The sequence below is a fragment of the Flavobacteriales bacterium genome (assembly GCA_020635855.1).
GTDB lineage: Bacteria > Bacteroidota > Bacteroidia > JACJYZ01 > JACJYZ01 > JACJYZ01.
In genome coordinates this window covers 356,933-376,603 of the sequence record JACJYZ010000002.1, presented here as the reverse complement: position 1 = coordinate 376,603, position 19,671 = coordinate 356,933, and the positions used below count along the sequence as shown (strand labels likewise).

Here is a 19,671-nt window from a genome sequence, read left to right as displayed (position 1 = left end):
AGCCCCGCAGGTGCGGGGCTTTTTTATTTGATCCATTGAGGACAATGCGTGCTTTACACATCACCCACAACTTGCGACTTGAGACTTGAGACTCACGACTTGAGACTTATTTCCCCCCTACCACTTTCTTAATCTCATTCAGTTTCAGCAATGCCTCCACCGGCGTCAGGGTGTTCACATCCAGGTCCAGGATCTCATCACGTATCTGCTCCAGCACCGGATCATCCAGCTGGAAAAAGCTCAGCTGAATATCGTCTGCAGACGGTGGGGTGTGCTTCGCCTTCCGCGTGGGTGATGTTTCGACTTTGTCGTGCCGGTGGCTTTTCTCCAGCTCCTTCAGCATCTCATCGGCACGTTGCACCACTTGCCTGGGCATCCCGGCCATGCGGGCCACATGGATCCCAAAACTATGGGCGGTGCCCCCCGGTGCCAGTTTGCGCAGGAAAACCACCTTGTTGTTCACTTCCCGTACCGACACGTTGAAGTTGCGGATGCGGGGAAACTGTGCGGCCATGTCATTCAGCTCATGGTAGTGCGTAGCAAACAGGGTCTTCGGTTGCGCCGTTTTGTTCTCGTGCAGGTATTCGGTGATGGCCCATGCGATGGAGATGCCATCGTAGGTACTTGTTCCCCTACCGATCTCATCCAGCAACACCAGGCTTCGGGGCGAAAGGTTGTTGAGGATGCTGGCTGTCTCGTTCATTTCCACCATGAAAGTGGACTCTCCGGAAGAAATGTTATCCGAGGCACCCACGCGCGTGAAGATCTTATCGATGATGCCGAGCCCTGCCTGCGTGGCGGGCACATAGGATCCGATCTGGGCCATCAGCACGATCAATGCCGTTTGCCTGAGCAGGGCCGATTTACCCGCCATATTCGGACCGGTGATCACCATGATCTGCTGTTCAGCGGAATCAAGGTACACATCATTGGCAATGTAGGATTCACCCGGAGGCAGCAGGGATTCGATGACCGGGTGCCGCCCTCCTTTGATATCAATCACCTGGCTTTCGTCTACCAGGGGTTTGGTATAGTTGCGGCGTTTGGCAATGGCGGCAAATGACAACAAACAATCCAGCCGTGCAATCACAGCCGCGTTTTGTTGGATGATTTTCACATGATCGGCTAGCTGCAACACCAGCTCGTTGAACAAGCGGGCCTCGAGCGCCTGTATCTTTTCTTCCGCACCCAGGATTTTTTCTTCGTATGTTTTCAGTTCCTCGGTGATGTACCGTTCGGCGTTCACCAGGGTTTGTTTGCGGATCCAGCTGTCGGGCACCTTCGCTTTGTGCGCATTTGTGACTTCCAGGTAATACCCGAACACATTGTTGAATGCTACTTTCAGGGAAGGAATCCCGGTGCGTTCCATTTCACGTTGCTGGATGTTCAGCAAGTGTTCCTTGCCCGAACCGGAAATACTGCGCAACTCATCCAGCTCCGGCGAGATGCCTTCGCGGATAACTTTTCCTTTATGAAGCAATGCCGGCGGATCATCCACCAGGGTGGTGGCGATGCTGCCGATGACTTCGCTGCAATCGTTGATGGAGGCAGCCATCTTCTGCATATCCGGATGAGGTGCATCCATGCAGACCTGCCGGATGGGTTCCAATGCCTGTAGCGATCGGAGCAGCTGGCGCAACTCCCGCGGGCTCACCCTGGCGGCGGCTACCTTGGAGATCAGGCGTTCCAGGTCGCCCACCTTTCGGATCTCTTCCCTGAGAACGTCTGACATGTGCTCATGGGAGATGCATGCTTCTACTACGTCCAGCCGTTCCTGGATCGCTTTGATGTCTTTCAGCGGCAACGCCACCCATTTGCGCAGCGTACGCGATCCCATGGGTGTGAGGGTCCGGTCGATCACCTCCAGGAAAGACGTGGCGTCAGGATGTGGCGCATGAAAAAGTTCGAGGTTGCGGATGGTAAACCTGTCGAGCCATACATACTGTTGTTCATCAATGCGGGCGAGGGAGGTGATGTGACCTGTTTTGTCGTGCTGCGTTTCCGCCACATAATGCAAACATGCCCCGGCGGCGATGATGCCCAATTCCTGTTCTTCCACGCCGAAACCTTTGAATGAGCTGGTTTCGAACTGGCGGAGCAGGATGTCGCGTGCGAAGTCTTTGGTAAACACCCAATCGTCAAGCGGGAATGTAACGTACTGATCACCGAATGTGGATGTGAACAGTTTCCGTTGGCTCTTGAGGAACAACACTTCGCTGGGTGCGAAACCTTCGAGTACTTTCGAGACGTAATTCAACCCTCCTTCCGCCACCAGGAACTCACCCGTACTGATATCCAGGAACGCCACCCCTGCCCTGTCCTTCTCCACAAAAACACCGGCCAGAAAGTTGTTGGAAGCGTGATGCAATACCTCATCGTTCATGGTAACGCCGGGCGTAACAAGCTCGGTAACGCCTCTTTTGACGATGGTTTTGGTGGCCTTGGGATCTTCCAGCTGATCGCATATGGCCACACGCAGACCTGCGCGAACGAGTTTCGGCAAGTAGGTATCCAGTGAATGATGGGGAAATCCGGCCAGCTCCACTTCGGAAGCTGAACCGTTGGCTCGCTTGGTGAGCACAATGCCCAGGATCTGTGAGGCCCTGACTGCATCCGATCCGAATGTTTCGTAGAAATCACCCACCCGGAACAGCAACAATGCATCCGGGTGTTTGCCCTTGATCTCATTATATTGCTTCATCAAGGGGGTTTCTGTTACCTTCTTCTTATTTTTGACCTCTGCCATGGAACCGGATAAACCCTAAAGATAGCAGGATCAAAAGCATCCTCCCTGAATTCTTTTAAACAATCCTTCAACAAACCGGCCGGGCAACCTGAGCAAGCCAATGAAGAAATTGCAAAACGACGCACTGAACCGGTTGTCAGTATCCGAACACCAGGTTGCCGACAAACTTCCGGTGCGCATCATCCTTGATCGTGTGAGAAGCGCGCTGAATGTGGGCTCTGTTTTCCGCACCGCCGACGCATTCCGGTTGGAAGCTATCTACTGCTGCGGTATCACAGCCGTGCCTCCGCACAAAGAGATCCTGAAGACCGCCCTGGGCGCCACCGAAACCGTGAAGTGGGAACACCATGAAACCACCATCGATGCCATTCTTCGTGCACGTGGCGACGGATACCGCATCATCGGTATCGAGCAAACCGATCAAAGCATATCTCTGCCGGATGTAGAAACCACCGGCCAACCGCTGGCCCTGGTATTCGGACATGAAGTGGAGGGGGTACACATTGACGCACTGAAACTTTGTGATGAAGTGTGGGAAATTCCGCAGGCAGGCAGCAAACATTCCCTCAACATTTCGGTGGCTGCTGGCATTGTCGCATGGGAAGTGTTCCGGCAAAATCACCAAATACTTTCCGGCTCCAAGTGATTCCGACGCGGCAGCAACATACCCGTTACGTTTTCGCAATGGCCCTCACCTGCGCTTTCATGGTGATGTCCGTTGCCGTTCGCGCCCAGCATCCCGGCCATGTTTTCTACAATGTGAACGACGGGCTCCCCAGTTCGGACGTATACAACATCATACAAGACTCCAGGGGTTTCATCTGGTTCGCCACTTCCAACGGTGCAAGCAGATACAACGGGTACGAGTTCGAGACCTTTGACATGGACAAGGGGTTGCCGGACAACACGGTGTTCCGCATTTATGAAGACTACAAAGGTCGCATCTGGTTCATTCCGTTCAGCGGAAACCTGTCGTACCTGGATGGTGATACCGTGGTGGTATACCCGCACAACGACAAGATCCAGGAGGCATTCGAGGGCAAGTCAAAGAACAGGTACTACCTGTATGTCGACCATCATGACAACGTGTGGCTCAGCATCCTTCCCAACGGATATGCCATGATCACACCGTCGGGAAAGGTAACGCTGCAAACCAACCCCGGCGTGCTGCAAGCCTACATCCGTGAAGTGGAGCCCGGAGGGTACCTTCCCGGATACATTACGAGGTATTCATCACCTCGCCCCTACCGCATCTTCTTCAATTTTCAGAAGGGTGATCAGAACACGCAGATCTATCAGACTGAAAAATTCAAAGTCAGCAACCACCCCTTTTTCAAGATACTGAACGATACCACGTTTGCATTCAGCTTCTACAACAAACTGTACCTGACAAACCGTAGGCACATCCTGGATTCCGCGGTGATACCCCAGATGATCATCTGGATCAACAATGACCGGGATGGCCACATCTGGCTGGGTACGCACGGAGGTGGTCTGTATCGGTTGGATGCAAACAACCTGCATAACCCACCCCGGCACTACTTCGGCACGGAAATGATCACTTGCTTCATACAGGATTCCGAAGGCAATTACTGGTGCAGCGCCAGCGGCAAAGGTGTTTTCATGATCCCGTTTCTGCATATTCTGAACTATGATGCGTCCGACAGCATACCTGCCGATTACCTGCGTGCCATTGGTGTTGATCGCGGAGGTACCCTCTGGGGCGGATTTGGCAACGGTCGGCTGTTCCGGATCACACCGGAGGGCACCGAATGTTTTCCGTTGGTTTCTCATCGATCTCCTTCGCAAAAGAAAGAAGTGGTGATAGTAAAGTCGTTGAAAAACGGGCACATCGCCATCGTTACATTGTTGAACACCTATATCATAGATCCCTCAAGGATGCGGCCCGGAATTCCTATTTCTCCGGTTTCAGACTATGGCGGACTGTGTTTCATGGAACTTGGCAACGGACGCTTCCTGTGGGGCAGCAGCATAGGATTATCTACCTGGGAAAAAGACAAAAAGTTGGAACCCTATTCAGACAGCAGCGGAGCAATCATTCATGAACGCGTTCTATCGATCGCCGGCAAGGATCAATCGGATTTCTGGCTGGGTACGCTCGACAGGGTATGGCACTTTCACCAGGGGCATTTCAAAGAGATCACATCGGAATATCCAGCCTACAAAGGACGCGCGTTGGATATTGAACAGGACACAGAAGGTCGCACGTGGTTCGGTACCAAAGGCAACGGCGTCTACTTCATTGAGAACGATTCATTGCACCATCTCACCATCCATAGCGGGTTGGTCAGCAGCACTTGCCACCGCATTGTGCCCGATGGCAACAGTGTGTGGATGGCAACCAACAGGGGGCTCACACGCATGTCGTGGACGGGAAGAAGCCCGGAAGAAAATCCCCTGTTCGAACATATCAACTCATCCCGGGGGCTGGCAAGCGATGAAGTATTCTCCATTGCAGTCAGGGATGATGATGTATGGGTAGCTACGTCAAAGGGGTTGAGCAAGGTGAGTAAATCCCGGATGTCACCGCCAGCTTATTCACCGCCCATATTTATCACGGGCACATCCATCATGGGCAAGCCGGAGAACATCAGGAACGAAGAAGAATTGCCCTATTTCAAAAACACCATTGACATCCGGTTCCTGGGTTTGAACTTCAGGGAACATGGAGAAACCCGATACGGTTATAAGTTGGAAGGACTGGAAACCAAATGGAATTTTTCATCCGACCGGTCTGCCCGTTACCACGGACTGGAGCCCGGGCACTACCGTTTCATGGTAAGGGCCTTCACCAAAAACGGTATTGCCAGCAATCAACCGGCAACACTTACTTTCAACATCCTGCCGCCGGTATGGCAAACATTGTGGTTCCGGATCAGCGCCGTTACAGTGATCCTTGCAGGCATCTGGTTCTCGGTATACATGCGGATCCGCACCATCAAACGGAAAAGTGCCATGGAGACCCGGATCCTTGAAACACAGAAACGCGCCCTCGAACTGGAACAGTCGGCACTGCGGGCGCAAATGAATCCGCATTTCATTTTCAACAGCCTGAACTCCATACAAAGTTTTATCTCCGGGCACGATACCGCTTCGGCAGAGCGTTACCTCTCCAAATTCGCCCGGTTGATAAGGTTGATTCTGGAGAACTCCCGATCCAACTGCATCCCGCTGGAAAATGAGATCAGGACCCTTCAGTTTTACATGGAACTCGAGCAACTGCGCTTTCAAAACAAATTCGATTTCCGGTTCGACATCGACCCCGAGCTGGAACCGGAATTCGACATGATCCCTCCGATGATCATCCAGCCTGCCATTGAAAACGCCATCATTCATGGCATCATGCCGTTGAAAAAACCAGGCCTGATCACCATCACCATGAAGAAATCCGGGAACAACCTCTTGTGCACGGTAGAAGACAACGGTGTGGGAAGAACCCGGGCAGCCGAAGCAGGTCAGGGGAATGCCAAAGCCCATCACTCGGTGGGATTGCTGGTGACGCGGGAACGTCTCCAGAACCTGCACCTGAGCGCAGGCCAGCAAATCGACTTTCGGATTGAAGATATGTACAGGAACGGACAAGCATGTGGTACGAAAGTTGTTATTTTCATGCCCATCTTTGACACGAAAGAATAACCCCGGAAACTGCGCACACATGATCAGATCAGTTATTATTGATGACGAAGCAAATGGCATCAAAACCCTCACCAACCAGCTGGCAACCCATTGCCCGGATGTGGAAATACTTGGCACAGCCGATGGCGTGGAAAACGGGAAATACATCCTGGAAAAATACAGGCCCGACCTGGTATTCCTTGACATCCGGATGCAGGACGGAACCGGCTTCGACCTGCTAACCTCGCTTCCCGCCATTCCCTTTCATGTGGTGTTCACAACGGCATATGACGAATATGCGATCAAGGCCATCCGCTTTCATGCACTGGACTACCTGCTGAAACCGATTAACCCCGACGAGCTGATCGAAGCGATGAAACGGGCGGCTGAAACTCCGGTACCGAGCGACAACTTAAAGAACAACCTGCAGGTGGCAAAACAACTGTTGCGCGAAGAGAGGGTGGAAAAGATCGCCCTTCCGAATCACAACGGTATCGAACTGGTGAGCCTGAAAGACATCATCCGGTGCCAGGCTGATAACTACTACACCATTTTCTATCTCATTCACGCACGCAAGATCATGGTGAGCCGAACACTGAAGGAGTTCGACGAACTGCTGTCACCAGAAAATTTCCTGAGGGTTCATCAATCACACCTGATCAACCTGGCGCATGCCAATCGGTACAGCCGGGAGGACGGGGGAACAATTGTAATGTCAGACGACTGTTGCGTACCCATTTCCAGAAGAAAAAAGGAAATCGTGATGGAGGTTCTGGAGCGGATGACCCGATAGTGTTTGGGTTATTCCACATCCTACTTTGGTCACCGATCCCGCACATTCCCTATCATCTCACCCCTTCATCACCTATCCTGACCACTGACAACATCCTCTTTGCACAGGTCGTCGGTACCGGTTTATCAAAAACTCAGAAGGAAAGTTTCATGCCATTAACCATGCATGTTCATTGGGCTTAAGGGCAACATGCATCACCCGGCTCCCCACACCCGGTAACCTCTGCCGAACAAATTGCGTTTGATGGGTCCGGCTATAACATTTCGCGTACCGTCTGTCCACCTGACCTGACAGCCATACCCGACAGTACCTTCCGGGATGTATGCCACCTTCCGCGATCAAAATTTATCGCGATTGGTACTAGTGAGAAGATATGAAGGGAGAACCGATTGCGACACCCCGCAGGCACTGAGACCAAAGCCTGCGGGGATTTTTTTCTGTCCGCAGAAAAAATCCGCTCCCGTTTCTTTGGGATCTCCTACCACATACTGAATCATCTCCACCACATACCTACCTGTGTTTATATGTTTATGCAGATTGCAGATCTTGTGCCCGGTCCGCCTGAAATACATTCCCGTACTTCATCGGATCAGGGCTTCCCGAAGTGCGCGGGGAAGCCCTTTTGTTTGGATAAAAAAAAGCCCCGCCATAAGGCAGGGCTTTTTTATTTGATGTTCTATAAGAATCAGAGACCCTGGAAACCGGCGTCGCTGAAATATTTGTGGAACTCCATGTCTTCTTTCGCCATGGTTTTGAATTTGGCGTCGGCTGAGATGGCACTCTTCAGGTTTGAAAGCATTTCATCTTTGTTGCCGTTGCGGGCAGCAGCAATGGCCTTCAGGTAATAACCCAGGCCTGATTTTGCATCCTCCGTGGAGCAATCTACAGCCTTGATGCAACCGGCGGTGTTGCCGCTCAGCAGCTTGGCCAAGCCTGCATTGAACTCACAAGCTTCTCCGAAATATTTGTTGGCAGCTGCATAGTCACCCATGATGATGCTGCAGATACCCAGGTTGTAGTTGGTTTCGGCACCCGGGCTGGAAACGGATTTGTACAGTTCCAGCGCTTTGGCCATGTCACCTTTTTTGCGGGCAATGATACCCAGGTTGTTTTTCACAGCGGACTCGTCGGGCGCCAGAACCTGAGCCTTTTTGAATTCATTTTCCGCTTCGTCGTTCTTTTGCGCTTTCACCAGGCAGGCACCTACGTTGTTAGGACCTCTCCAGTCATCCGGGTACTTGGCAGCGAACTTTTTATAGATCTCAAGTTTCTGGCCTTCGTCATCAATCAGGGTAGCTGCATACAACACTTCGGTGTCGTTCAGTGTATCCATTTTGTTGATCACGTAGTCCTTCAATTGATCCTGGGTGAATTCCTTTTTCTTCACGGAAACACGAACTTCAGACCTTCTCAATTGAGGGAAAATATCCTTTTCCAGCATTTGGTAGTTGGAAGACACTTCTTTGATCTTCTTATCACGTGAAGAAGGATTCTGATCGCTTTTCACGATGTTCATCACTTCGCTCTTGGCGTCTAGGTCAGAACCTTCAAGGAGTTTCTTGAAACCATCCCAGTCACCGGCTTTGCTGGCTTCCTTCCAGAAATCATCCGATGCGGCTGCTTCCACCTTCTTCTTCTTCATCTCACCCTTGATGGTGTTAACGGCATTGTCAGCGCGTTTATCGGAAAGCTTTTGGTTCAGGTCATCCGCTCCTTCAGGAGAAGCCCAACCAACGGTGTTCACACTTTGGAAAGTACCTTCTTCCTTGATGTATTTGTTCACGAAATCGCGGAAATCATCCATTTGATCGCCACTTACTTCCGAAGAACGAACATTGGATTGGTTTTTGGCGAAGTACAGTTTTGCCAGGTGCACGATAGGAGGCATGTTCTCGTAGTTGTGAGGGCCTAACATGGGTTTCTCATCACTCTTCACCAGCAGAGGCGTCACGATGGTTCCTTCTCCGATCTTGCGTTCGGGGAAAGATTGTGACTTGCTTCCCATGGCGCCATCAATCTTCAGCACCAGTTCACAGTTCTTCATGCCGGCTTCATACTTCGTCTTATCACTGTAAGAGAAGCTTCCACCTTCGGCTTTCTTGATCACCTGTCCGTTGCCCTGGGCTTTCTCACCCTGCAACGTTACGGATTTAAGCTCTTTGGAACCGCCATCCTTATATTTCAAAACCGGGGTTGCTTTAATCACCACCTTTTTTTGGAAATATTTGGCAGGAATGTTTCCGTTGATAGCCACCCTCACGGTATCTCCATGCATTTCCAACGGATCAGGTTTTACCGTGATCTGAACGGTATCTGCCTTTTTGATCATGGTGCCCAAGCCGCCACAACTGGCCATTACAAATGCCAGTGCGATCGACAATGTGTAAACCACATGCTTTTTCATCGTGCTTGAATTAATAGAATAATGGGTTGATTAGCGTTTTATCTGGTGCAAGTATAGGCAATGTTTTTGAAAAACAAAACCTTTTGCCGGAGTTAAAGCTTCTAATTTCCAGTCAAATAGCATCTAACGGAACTTGCATCTTCACAATCCTCCAATAGGCTGCTAATCGTGCGATTGTGGACCGGATGTACTTGTGAACCTGCTATTTCCGCCAGGGGCACGAGGGCAAAACGCCGTTCGCACAGGGAGGCATGGGGAATTTCAAGGCCCGTTTCACGAATCACCTTGTCTGCATACAAAAGGATATCCGCATCCAGTTCCCTGGGTCCCCACCGGGTAGCAGGGGCACTTCTGCCCAAACTGGCCTCCATGCGTTTCAGTGTTTCCAGCAGCGCCCGATGGCCTAGTTCGGTGATCACGCACACTGCCTGGTTAAGGAAGTCAGCCTGGTCGGTTTTGCCCCAGGCGGCCGTTTCATATAAAGATGACGTCTTTGATAGTTCCCCGACGTGCTTTTCCAGGTATTCCCTGGCAGCCTGCAAATGAACTTCCCTGTCGCCGATGTTGCTGCCAAGCAGCAAATACACTTCGTTCATACCCGTTGCGTCAGTTTAGGCACCGTTGCCTGCTTCCACGCAGCGAATGTACCGGCCAGGATATGCTCCCTGGCGGTTTCCACCAGCCTCAGGTAAAAGCGCAGGTTGTGAACACTTGCAATCATCGCACCCAGGATTTCCCCGGAAACGTGTAAATGACGGAGGTACGACTTTGAATACGCCTGATCCACCCACGCATCACCGGCAGGATCAATCGGAGAAAAATCATCCTTCCACTTTTCATTGCGGATGTTGATCACACCATCCATGGTATAGAGCATCCCGTTGCGAGCGTTGCGGGTGGGCATCACACAATCGAACATATCTATGCCGAGGCTGATGCATTCCAACAGGTTCGCAGGTGTACCCACACCCATCAGGTACCGGGGTTTGTCTGCGGGCAGCATGCCACAAACCTGCTCGGTCATGGCATACATATCTTCATGAGGCTCGCCTACCGACAGGCCACCGATGGCATTTCCGTCGCATTCCATCGAGGCCACCACTTCGGCCGACCGTCTGCGCAAGTCAGGGTACACACTGCCCTGCACGATGGGGAAAAGCGCCTGACCGTACCCGTATAGATTTTCGGTTTCCCTGAAACGTTGTACACACCTGTTCAGCCAGCGGTGTGTCATCTCCATCGATTTGGCCGCATCCTCATATGCGCACGGATATGGCGTACATTCATCGAAGGCCATGATGATATCGGCACCGATCTCACGTTGCACATCAATGGCCTTTTCGGGTGTGAAAAAATGGCGGGATCCATCGATATGGGAAGTGAACATGGCGCCTTCTTCGGTGATCTTTCGAATCGCCGAAAGGGAATACACCTGGTAACCTCCACTGTCGGTCAGAATGGGGCCATCCCAGTTCATGAAGCGGTGGAGTCCGCCCGCCTTTTTCAGCACATCCATGCCCGGGCGCAGATACAGATGGTAGGTATTACCGAGAATGATCTGGGCCCTGATGTCCTGCTTCAGCTCCCGCTGATGCACCGCCTTCACGGTGGCAGCCGTACCTACCGGCATAAAAATCGGGGTGCGAATCGGGCCGTGATCGGTTTCAAGGGTACCCGCTCGCGCCTGCGTGGTGGCATCCGATTTTTCGAGGGTGAATTTCATGGGCTGGTTCAGGGCGGCCAAAGATAGCAATTGCAGAGGATTACCTTACTTTTGCCACAATGACGACGGAATCCGCCCTGCTATATTCCTTTGCCACCCTGTGCCTGGTACAGGTCGTTTACTTCCTGTTTGTCTTCCGGAAACTGGCCGCCTACCGCCCACAAGATGAACCGGCCACACCTCACGATCAGGCGGTCTCCGTAATCATTTGCGCACACAACGAACGTGAAAATCTGAAAGTCAACCTGCCCCTGGTGCTGAATCAAGGTCACACCGTGTTTGAAGTCGTTGTAGTGGATGACCAATCCACCGACGGTACATCCGAATGGCTGGCGGATATGGCAAAGCATCATGACAAGCTCAGGGTGGTTCCACACCTGGGAGAAGGCGGGCGCGGAAAGAAATTCCCCTTAACCACGGGCATCAAAGCCGCACAACATGAAATCCTTTTGCTGACCGACGCCGATTGCAGGCCCTCAGGTGAGGATTGGGTCACACGCATGACGGCACCCCTGACCCGCAACCTGGATATGGTACTGGGGTACGGCCCCTATGAGAAAAGGAAAGGATGGGTCAACATGCTCGTGCGGTTCGACACTTTTCTAACCGCCCTTCAATATATTTCCTTCGCACTTTCAGGAAGACCCTATATGGGCGTCGGCAGGAACCTGGCTTATAAAAAGAAATTGTTCGACAACGCCGGCGGATTCTCTTCTCACCTGCATCGGCTGTCGGGAGACGACGACCTCTTTGTTAACCAGGCAGCACGCATGGGAAAGGTCGCCGTACGTATGCACCCGGATGCACGCACATTTAGCATGCCATCCCGGCATTGGTCTGAATGGATTCATCAAAAAAGACGACATTTTTCCGTTGGTCCCGATTACAAGACCCTGGATAAAATTTTACTGGGCGGATATCTTTCCAGTCAAACATTTTTTTACCTTCTCGCCGTGGGACTCCCTTTGTACGGAATCCTGCAACCAGTCTATTATATCGCACTATCGCTCAGGATGATCTGCATGCTAATGATATTTAAATTGTGCATGAACAAATTGGGAGTAAGTGATTTATTTTTAATTTCGCCTGTGCTTGACCTCTTCTTTGCGTTCTTTTATCCGGTCATCTTTTTAACAGGATTCGTACACAAAACCCATTCATGGAAGACGGATTAGAGCATCTTTCCGAAAAGGCCATGCTTGATTTCAAGCTGGTGCAAAAGGCCATTCACGAAAAAGATCAGCAGGCATATGCCAAGCTGATGGATCGCTATCGTGACTCCATTTACTTCATGTTGCTGAAAATGGTCAACAACAAGGATGACGCCGATGATTTGACCATCGAGGCATTCGGGAAAGCTTTCAAGAATTTGCACCAATACACCCCCAACTACGCGTTCAGCACCTGGTTGTTTAAGATCGCATCCAACAACTGCATCGACTTCATCCGCAAGAAAAAGAAGAACATGCTGTCGATCGATCGCCGGTATGAAAATGACGAAGGCGGTGAGATGTCCATCGATCTCAAATCGGAATTCCTGGATCCCGAAGAGAAGATGATGAAGAAGCAAAAGATCAAGGTGATGCGGGAAGTGGTGGAAAAACTGAAACCGCGCTACCGCACCCTGGTGGAACTGCGCTACTTCAAGGAATACTCATACGAAGAGATCGCCGAGCAGCTTGACATCCCCCTGGGAACCGTGAAGGCACAACTCTTCCGCGCAAGGGAATTCCTGTACAACATCATGAAGAACACAGAGGGCAGCCTCTGATCTCCTTCCCTTTTCCGAGGTGGAGCTCATCCCCACATATTTTCCCGCGTTATCAACCGCGCAGGTTGAATCGTTTGAGGCATTGATGCAATTGTTCACTTATTGGAATGAACGCGTCAACCTCATCTCACGCAAAGACATCCAACACCTGGAAGAGCACCACATCCTGCATTCCCTGGGCATCGCCAAAGCCATTTCCTTCAAAGCCGGTAGCCGCGTAGCCGACCTTGGAACAGGGGGCGGCTTACCCGCATTGCCACTGGCCATCCTATTCCCGGATACCCTGTTTGTGCCTGTGGATTCAATCGGGAAGAAGATCCGTGTGGTCAGTGAAATGGCAAAAGAACTGAAACTGGCCAATGTTGAACCGGTGAACAGCCGCTTCGAAAACGTACCGCAAACATTCGATTTTGTTGTTTCCCGGGCAGTGGCTCCTTTTCACAACCTGCTGCAGTGGACGAAGGGAAAAGTTTCGCCAGCGCAAAGGAACGACCTTCCGAACGGACTGCTATGCCTGAAAGGGTTATCGGACGAAACGCAGCTGATCGAAACCGGATACCCATATCACATGCATCCGTTGTCGGATTATTTCCGCGAAGCATTCTTCGCCACCAAGGCTGTTTTTCACGTAGCCCTCTGAGCTATGTTGACAAACACTTTTTACCATGGTACAGGCAAGGTACGCAACCGGTGAAAGTGGTCGCGGGTCATAAAACAACATCACTCAAGCCATTTCAAACTGCAGCTTGCTGAGATGGGCATACAACCCATCGGGATTCCGAATGAGTTCTTCGTGGGTTCCGCTTTCTACCACCTTGCCGGCTTCCAGCACAATGATCTTATCGGCATTGCGAACAGTAGCCAGGCGGTGAGCAATGATGATCGATGTACGACCCACCATTAACTTGTCGAGTGCGTCCTGCACCAGGCGTTCGGATTCGGAATCCAATGAACTGGTGGCCTCATCCAGGATCAGTATAGTGGGGTTCTTCAGCAATGCACGGGCAATGGCGATGCGCTGACGCTGGCCACCCGACAACTGCACCCCGCGTTCACCTACGATGGTATCAAAACCATCAGGGAATGTTTCAATGAAGTTGAGTGCATTGGCGCCGGCTGCGGCATCCCTGATCTCCTGCTCAGTGGCACCCGGCCTTCCGTAGGAGATGTTCTCGCGGATGGTGCCGCCGAACAACAGCACCTCCTGCGGCACAATGCCCATGTTGCTTCTGAGCGCGTGCAGGGTAAGTTGGGTGGTATCCTTTCCGTCGATTCGTATCTGTCCTGAATCCGGGTTGTAGAACCGCAGCAGAAGCGCTGTGATGGTAGACTTACCCGCGCCACTGGGACCGACAATAGCTACCCTTTCGCCTTTACCTACCTTGAAGGAGACATCGTCAAGTACAACCACATCGGGTCTGCTGGGATAGGAAAAATGTACGTGATCGAATTCCACTTCACCGCTCAAATGAAGCGGCTGCGGGTTCTCCTCCACGAGGTCCCACTCAGATTCCCCTTCCTGGAGTTCACGGATTCTTTCGGTGGCACCAAGCGCTTTCAATATCTGCGCATACTGATCGGCAATGCCGCCTGTGGACGCGCCCACAAAGATGGTATACAGCATGAACTGGATGAGCAGTTTCATGTCCATGGTTCCCTCACCGATCATTTGTATGCCTTTCCACAGGATGGCTACAATGGAGCCAAACATGCAAAAGATGATGAAAGACACAAAGAAACCACGCCACACGGCGCCTTTCATGGCTTTGCTAACCACCCGGTTGGTGCTGTCGCGGTAACGCAGGAACTCAAACAGCTCATTGGTATATGCTTTCACACTGGCGATGCCCTGCATGGTTTCATCGAGAATGGTATTGGATACCGCAATCTCATCCTGTACGCTTGTTGAAATTTTCTTGATGAACCGACCGAACAAAACGGCAACGATCGCAACAGGAGGAATAATGGAAACCATGATCAGTGTAAGCTTCCACGATGTGATCAACAGAAGGGCGATCCCTCCGATGATAATGATGAACTGGCGAAGAAATTCGGCAATGTTTGTGGTGAGGGTGGTTTGCAACTGGGTGATGTCTGTAGCCACCATGCTGTTCATTTCACCCACCCTTCGCTGGGAGAAGAATGACATGGGCTTTGCCAGCAGCTTTTCATAGGTGTTCTGCCTGAGATCCGCCAGCAAACGTTCGGTGACATGCACGAAAAGATAAATCCGGCAGTAAGAGAATACCGCTTGCAGGAAGAACAACACCAGCAGAAAAAGTGCCGCCCTATTAATGTCTTGCGTCAAAGCCGCTTGCGCCGTACCCATCAGGTCACCCATCATTTTGGGAAATGCCAGGGCGGTAGCGCTGGTCAGGAGCAGGAAAAAAAGACCTGCCACAAAACGGAACCTGTACGGTCGGAGGTAGCGGTACAGCCACCGGGCCTCTTTCCAGGATGCTTTCTTCTTCTGAGCATCCGTATCTTTGTCCTTACGGGCCATGGGGGCAAAGGTATGGGGAATTGCCCTTTCACCAAACCTTCATCGCAATATTTGCAAATGTTTTTTTTGCACTTAACCAAAAAGGGTGTATTTTTGCCCTCCTAATTAGAATAGCGATGAAACGTACATTTCAACCCTCGGTAAGGAAACGCAAGAACAAACACGGCTTCCGTGAAAGAATGTCCACTGCGAATGGACGCAAGGTATTGGCATCCCGCAGGGCCAAGGGTCGCAAGAAACTGACCGTTAGTGACGAAAAGCGATAAGCGTTTTCGCAACTATATATCATCCGAAAGGGCAGCAACCGCTGCCCTTTTATTTTTTCCGGAATTCCGGAAGCTGACCGAACACGCCCGATTTAATCAGGTCATGACCTTCCTCCAGGAGGATCACCTTCGCTTCCGGCAGGTAACGGGCCAGTCGTGCAGGTATGATCCTGTCGCGGGTACCGAACACCAGGTAACAGGCAAGACCCTCCCTGACCAATTCCCTCACCTGTTGCAGGTCGGGCTCGAAGGGCATCAGCGTGCACCAAACATCGTCCAGCATTTTGCGCTTCTTCATGCTGTTGAGCTGAAGATCAAGGAATTTTTTCACCGACGGGCGGATCAGTCCGAGCCATGCAGCCAGTCGGACCATCATAAAAAACCATGCGGGTCTGCGCAGGGTGGCCTTGAAAAGCATACGGGCCGGACCCGGATGCGTGGCCAGGCGGTTCCAGAACATCGAACGCAAACCGTCGGGAGCGATCAGCACCAGGCCTTTGATACTGGGTATACAGCCGGCCAGGGTCAATGCCACCCGGCCTCCGATGCTGTATCCGATCAGCCCTACATGTTGTACCTGCATCCGTTCCCGGATCTTGTCGATCCAGGCGCAAACCTCATCCACGGGAAGCTGCCGGGGCTCGGCCAAAAGGGTATCTCCCTGGTAAGGAAGATCCACACAAACCAACCGGATACCCAACGCAACGGCGTCTGCCGACCATACCCTGAAGTCAGACGCCGGCCGGCCGTATCCGGGGAATGCGATCCACACATCTCCGCCATCTCCCAGCACCTCACAACTTACGGTGTTCCCGTTATGATCAAATTGCAACTGCATACCACCTGCATCACTCATTCGATGCATGTTGATCAAATCGTTGAAAAATAAGGGTAAAACCCCATCGTCATTCCGCCAAAAACCGTAAATTCGCACCCGGCTTTTTGCAGGCCCAAAGATACGTTGAATCTTTCTCATCTATGCCCAAAGACACATCCATCAAATCAGTCCTGATCATCGGAAGCGGTCCCATCATCATCGGACAAGCATGTGAATTCGATTATTCCGGATCTCAGGCATCACGCTCCCTGAAAGAAGAAGGGATCGAAGTTTCCCTCATTAACTCCAACCCGGCCACCATCATGACCGACAAGGTCACGGCGGACCACATCTACCTCCTTCCCCTCGAACTGGCATCCATCGAACAGATCCTGCAGGAGCGGCACATCGATGCGGTGCTTCCCACCATGGGTGGCCAAACGGCGCTGAACCTTTGTAAGGAAGCAGCCGAGGCCGGTGTGTGGGAGAAATACAACGTACGCATCATCGGGGTGGACATCGATGCCATCGAAACCACAGAGAACCGGGAAGCCTTCCGCAAACTCATGGTTGACATCGGCGTGGGTGTGGCACCTTCTCAAATCGCAACTTCCTTCCTGGAAGGAAAAGAAATCGCACAAAGACTGGGCTTCCCGCTGGTGATCCGCCCATCCTATACGCTCGGAGGTACAGGTGGCGCTTTCGTACACGACAAGTCGGAATTCGAAACACTGCTGAACCGCGGACTGCACGCTTCACCCATTCACGAAGTACTGATCGAAAGAGCGGTGTTCGGATGGAAGGAGTACGAGCTTGAATTGCTGCGTGACAGCAACGACAACGTAACCATCATTTGTTCCATCGAGAACATGGACCCAATGGGTGTGCATACCGGCGACTCCATCACGGTGGCTCCGGCAATGACCCTTTCCGACCGCACGTATCAAAGGATGCGCGACATGGCCATTCAAATGATGCGCGCCATCGGTGATTTCGCAGGTGGCTGCAACGTGCAGTTCGCCGTGAATCCGGAAAACGACGACATCATCGCCATCGAGATCAACCCGCGCGTATCCCGTTCTTCCGCACTGGCATCCAAGGCCACCGGATATCCCATCGCCAAGATCGCCGCCAAACTGGCGATCGGCTACAACCTCGACGAGCTTCAGAACCAGATCACCAAAAACACCTCCGCCTATTTCGAACCGACGCTCGACTATGTGATCGTGAAGATCCCCCGCTGGAACTTTGACAAGTTCCATGGCAGCAACCGGGAACTCGGACTCCAGATGAAATCCGTCGGAGAAGTCATGGGCATCGGCCGCAGCTTTATTGAAGCGCTGCAAAAGGCTTGTCAGTCCCTGGAGATCAACCGCAACGGACTGGGTGCCGACGGCAAAAACTGGGTGAAGGTGCAGGATGTGATCGACAGCCTGGAACACCCGTCATGGGATCGCCTGTTCCACCTGCGCGATGCACTTGATTTCGGACTGCCCATCAAAACCATCGTGAAACACACTGGCATGGACCGCTGGTTCCTGCTTCAGATCCAGCAATTGGTGAAAACCGAACAGGAGATCCGCCGCTATTCACTGGAAAGCATTTCACGCGACTTCATGCTCGATATCAAACAAAAGGGATACTCAGACGCCCAGATCGCATACCTGCTCGGCAATGTAACGGAAGACGAGGTGTACGCACGACGTCGGGAACTGGGTGTTCGCAGGGTGTACAAAATGGTGGATACATGCGCTGCAGAATTCGAAGCGCAAACGCCTTACTACTACTCCACCTTCGAAAACAACATCAACCAGCAGGCCGAGAACGAATCCATCGTGAGCGACCGCAAGAAGATCCTGGTGCTGGGCAGCGGCCCGAACCGCATCGGTCAGGGCATCGAATTCGACTACAGCTGTGTACACGGCATCCTCGCCGCCAAGGAATCGGGCTACGAAGCGATCATGGTGAACTGCAACCCCGAAACGGTATCCACCGACTTCGACATCGCCGATAAACTCTACTTCGAACCGATCTTTTGGGAACACATCCGCGAGATCATCGACCATGAACAACCCGAAGGCGTGATTGTGCAGCTGGGCGGACAAACCGCACTCAAACTGGCGGAACTGCTGGACAAGAACGGCATCAAGATCATCGGCACCAGTTACAACGACATGGACCTGGCCGAAGACCGCGGCCGCTTCTCCGACCTGCTGAAAGAACTCGACATCCCCTACCCGAAATACGGTGTGGCCCTTACCGCCGAAGAAGCGATCCAGGTGGCCAACCAGGTGGGATACCCGGTGTTGGTCAGACCTTCCTACGTACTGGGAGGCCAGGGCATGAGCATCGTCATCAACGACGACGAACTCGAAGGCAAGGTGATCAAACTGCTGAAGAGCATCCCAGGTAACCGCATCCTGATCGACCATTTCCTCGACCGCGCGGAAGAAGCCGAAGTGGATGTGATCTGCGACGGTGAAGACATCTGCATCATCGGTATGATGGAACACATCGAACCCGCAGGTATTCACTCGGGAGATTCCTACGCTGTACTCCCGCCATTCAGCCTGAGCGAAAATGTGATCCAGCAAATGGAGGCATACAGCCGCAAACTGGCCATTGCATTGAAGGTTCGCGGCCTGCTGAACATCCAGTTCGCGGTGAAAGACGAAAAGGTATATGTGATCGAGGCCAACCCGCGTGCATCACGCACCGTGCCGTTCATTGCCAAGGCATACGGCGTTCCGTTTGTGAACATTGCTGCGAAGGTGATGCTGGGTGAAAAGAAACTGAAGGACTTTGACATCAAACCGGTCCGGAACGGCTACGCGATTAAAGAACCCGTGTTCAGCTTCGACAAGTTCCCGAATGTAAACAAGGAACTGGGGCCGGAAATGAAAGCCACTGGCGAAGCCATCCGCTTCATCAAAGACCTGAAAGATCCTTACTTCCGTCATCTGTACAACGAAAAGTCCATGTACCTGAGCCAGTAGTGCCAGGCCGAAACCC

General features: G+C 52.1%; 14 protein-coding genes. 8 read left to right on the top strand and 6 right to left on the bottom strand.

Annotated elements, in window-relative coordinates:
• Window positions 1-106 precede the first annotated feature (106 nt).
• Complete coding sequence (gene mutS, locus H6585_01515) at window positions 107-2,746, bottom strand: DNA mismatch repair protein MutS (protein ID MCB9447007.1); 2,640 nt, start codon at window positions 2,744-2,746, stop codon at window positions 107-109.
• Window positions 2,747-2,846: 100 nt separating this feature from the next.
• Here mutS and H6585_01510 point away from each other — a divergent pair, with 100 nt between their 5' ends.
• From H6585_01510 to H6585_01500, 3 genes are read left to right on the top strand one after another with little or no spacing between them, the layout of a single operon-like run.
• Window positions 2,847-3,392 carry an RNA methyltransferase gene (locus tag H6585_01510; protein ID MCB9447006.1) on the top strand — a complete coding sequence of 182 codons (546 nt, stop codon included), beginning with the start codon at window positions 2,847-2,849 and terminating at the stop codon, window positions 3,390-3,392.
• 38 nt (window positions 3,393-3,430) lie between these two features.
• Window positions 3,431-6,403 carry a histidine kinase gene (locus H6585_01505; protein ID MCB9447005.1) on the top strand — a complete coding sequence of 991 codons (2,973 nt, stop codon included), beginning with the start codon at window positions 3,431-3,433 and terminating at the stop codon, window positions 6,401-6,403.
• A gap of 19 nt (window positions 6,404-6,422) precedes the next feature.
• Window positions 6,423-7,175 (top strand): response regulator transcription factor, encoded by a 753-nt coding sequence (locus tag H6585_01500; GenBank protein ID MCB9447004.1) that lies wholly within the window; start codon window positions 6,423-6,425, stop codon window positions 7,173-7,175.
• A 685-nt stretch (window positions 7,176-7,860) separates the two neighbouring features.
• On the opposite strand, the gene H6585_01495 is transcribed toward H6585_01500, so the two are convergent.
• The 3 genes from H6585_01495 to tgt all read right to left on the bottom strand — a co-directional run bounded on the left by H6585_01495 (window position 7,861) and on the right by tgt (window position 11,302).
• The gene (locus H6585_01495; protein ID MCB9447003.1) at window positions 7,861-9,579 is read right to left on the bottom strand and encodes a hypothetical protein; all 1,719 of its coding nucleotides are present in this window, start codon (window positions 9,577-9,579) and stop codon (window positions 7,861-7,863) included.
• 101 nt (window positions 9,580-9,680) lie between these two features.
• Window positions 9,681-10,175, bottom strand: a complete 495-nt coding sequence (gene folK / locus H6585_01490) for a 2-amino-4-hydroxy-6-hydroxymethyldihydropteridine diphosphokinase (protein ID MCB9447002.1) — start codon at window positions 10,173-10,175, stop codon at window positions 9,681-9,683.
• The gene (gene tgt / locus H6585_01485; GenBank protein MCB9447001.1) at window positions 10,172-11,302 is read right to left on the bottom strand and encodes a tRNA guanosine(34) transglycosylase Tgt; all 1,131 of its coding nucleotides are present in this window, start codon (window positions 11,300-11,302) and stop codon (window positions 10,172-10,174) included. Before tgt ends, folK begins: the two co-directional genes overlap by 4 nt.
• A gap of 59 nt (window positions 11,303-11,361) precedes the next feature.
• Between tgt and H6585_01480 the strand changes: the two genes are divergently transcribed.
• The 3 genes from H6585_01480 to rsmG are packed head-to-tail and all read left to right on the top strand — an operon-like array spanning window position 11,362 to window position 13,713.
• Complete coding sequence (locus H6585_01480; GenBank protein ID MCB9447000.1) at window positions 11,362-12,477, top strand: glycosyltransferase; 1,116 nt, start codon at window positions 11,362-11,364, stop codon at window positions 12,475-12,477.
• Window positions 12,462-13,073, top strand: coding sequence for a sigma-70 family RNA polymerase sigma factor (locus tag H6585_01475; protein ID MCB9446999.1), 612 nt, complete (start codon window positions 12,462-12,464; stop codon window positions 13,071-13,073). Before H6585_01480 ends, H6585_01475 begins: the two co-directional genes overlap by 16 nt.
• 19 nt (window positions 13,074-13,092) lie before the next feature.
• A complete protein-coding gene (rsmG, locus tag H6585_01470; protein ID MCB9446998.1) occupies window positions 13,093-13,713 on the top strand; it encodes a 16S rRNA (guanine(527)-N(7))-methyltransferase RsmG in 621 nt (206 codons plus the stop codon).
• Between the two features lie 84 nt (window positions 13,714-13,797).
• Here rsmG and H6585_01465 read toward each other — a convergent pair whose 3' ends face one another.
• A complete protein-coding gene (locus tag H6585_01465) occupies window positions 13,798-15,576 on the bottom strand; it encodes an ATP-binding cassette domain-containing protein (protein ID MCB9446997.1) in 1,779 nt (592 codons plus the stop codon).
• Between the two features lie 116 nt (window positions 15,577-15,692).
• Here H6585_01465 and rpmH point away from each other — a divergent pair, with 116 nt between their 5' ends.
• A complete protein-coding gene (rpmH, locus tag H6585_01460) occupies window positions 15,693-15,842 on the top strand; it encodes a 50S ribosomal protein L34 (protein MCB9446996.1) in 150 nt (49 codons plus the stop codon).
• Window positions 15,843-15,891: 49 nt separating this feature from the next.
• Here rpmH and H6585_01455 read toward each other — a convergent pair whose 3' ends face one another.
• Window positions 15,892-16,698 (bottom strand): alpha/beta hydrolase, encoded by an 807-nt coding sequence (locus H6585_01455; GenBank protein MCB9446995.1) that lies wholly within the window; start codon window positions 16,696-16,698, stop codon window positions 15,892-15,894.
• Between the two features lie 122 nt (window positions 16,699-16,820).
• Here H6585_01455 and carB point away from each other — a divergent pair, with 122 nt between their 5' ends.
• The gene (carB, locus tag H6585_01450) at window positions 16,821-19,655 is read left to right on the top strand and encodes a carbamoyl-phosphate synthase large subunit (GenBank protein ID MCB9446994.1); all 2,835 of its coding nucleotides are present in this window, start codon (window positions 16,821-16,823) and stop codon (window positions 19,653-19,655) included.
• The last annotated feature ends 16 nt before the right edge of the window (window positions 19,656-19,671 follow it).

Coding starts and splice junctions, on each gene's coding strand:
- mutS (MCB9447007.1), bottom strand. CDS start 2,746: ATGGCAGAGGTCAAAAATAAGAAGAAGGTAACAGAAACCCCCTTGATG.
- H6585_01510 (MCB9447006.1), top strand. CDS start 2,847: ATGAAGAAATTGCAAAACGACGCACTGAACCGGTTGTCAGTATCCGAA.
- H6585_01505 (MCB9447005.1), top strand. CDS start 3,431: ATGGCCCTCACCTGCGCTTTCATGGTGATGTCCGTTGCCGTTCGCGCC.
- H6585_01500 (MCB9447004.1), top strand. CDS start 6,423: ATGATCAGATCAGTTATTATTGATGACGAAGCAAATGGCATCAAAACC.
- H6585_01495 (MCB9447003.1), bottom strand. CDS start 9,579: ATGAAAAAGCATGTGGTTTACACATTGTCGATCGCACTGGCATTTGTA.
- folK (MCB9447002.1), bottom strand. CDS start 10,175: ATGAACGAAGTGTATTTGCTGCTTGGCAGCAACATCGGCGACAGGGAA.
- tgt (MCB9447001.1), bottom strand. CDS start 11,302: ATGAAATTCACCCTCGAAAAATCGGATGCCACCACGCAGGCGCGAGCG.
- H6585_01480 (MCB9447000.1), top strand. CDS start 11,362: ATGACGACGGAATCCGCCCTGCTATATTCCTTTGCCACCCTGTGCCTG.
- H6585_01475 (MCB9446999.1), top strand. CDS start 12,462: ATGGAAGACGGATTAGAGCATCTTTCCGAAAAGGCCATGCTTGATTTC.
- H6585_01465 (MCB9446997.1), bottom strand. CDS start 15,576: ATGGCCCGTAAGGACAAAGATACGGATGCTCAGAAGAAGAAAGCATCC.
- rpmH (MCB9446996.1), top strand. CDS start 15,693: ATGAAACGTACATTTCAACCCTCGGTAAGGAAACGCAAGAACAAACAC.
- H6585_01455 (MCB9446995.1), bottom strand. CDS start 16,698: ATGAGTGATGCAGGTGGTATGCAGTTGCAATTTGATCATAACGGGAAC.
- carB (MCB9446994.1), top strand. CDS start 16,821: ATGCCCAAAGACACATCCATCAAATCAGTCCTGATCATCGGAAGCGGT.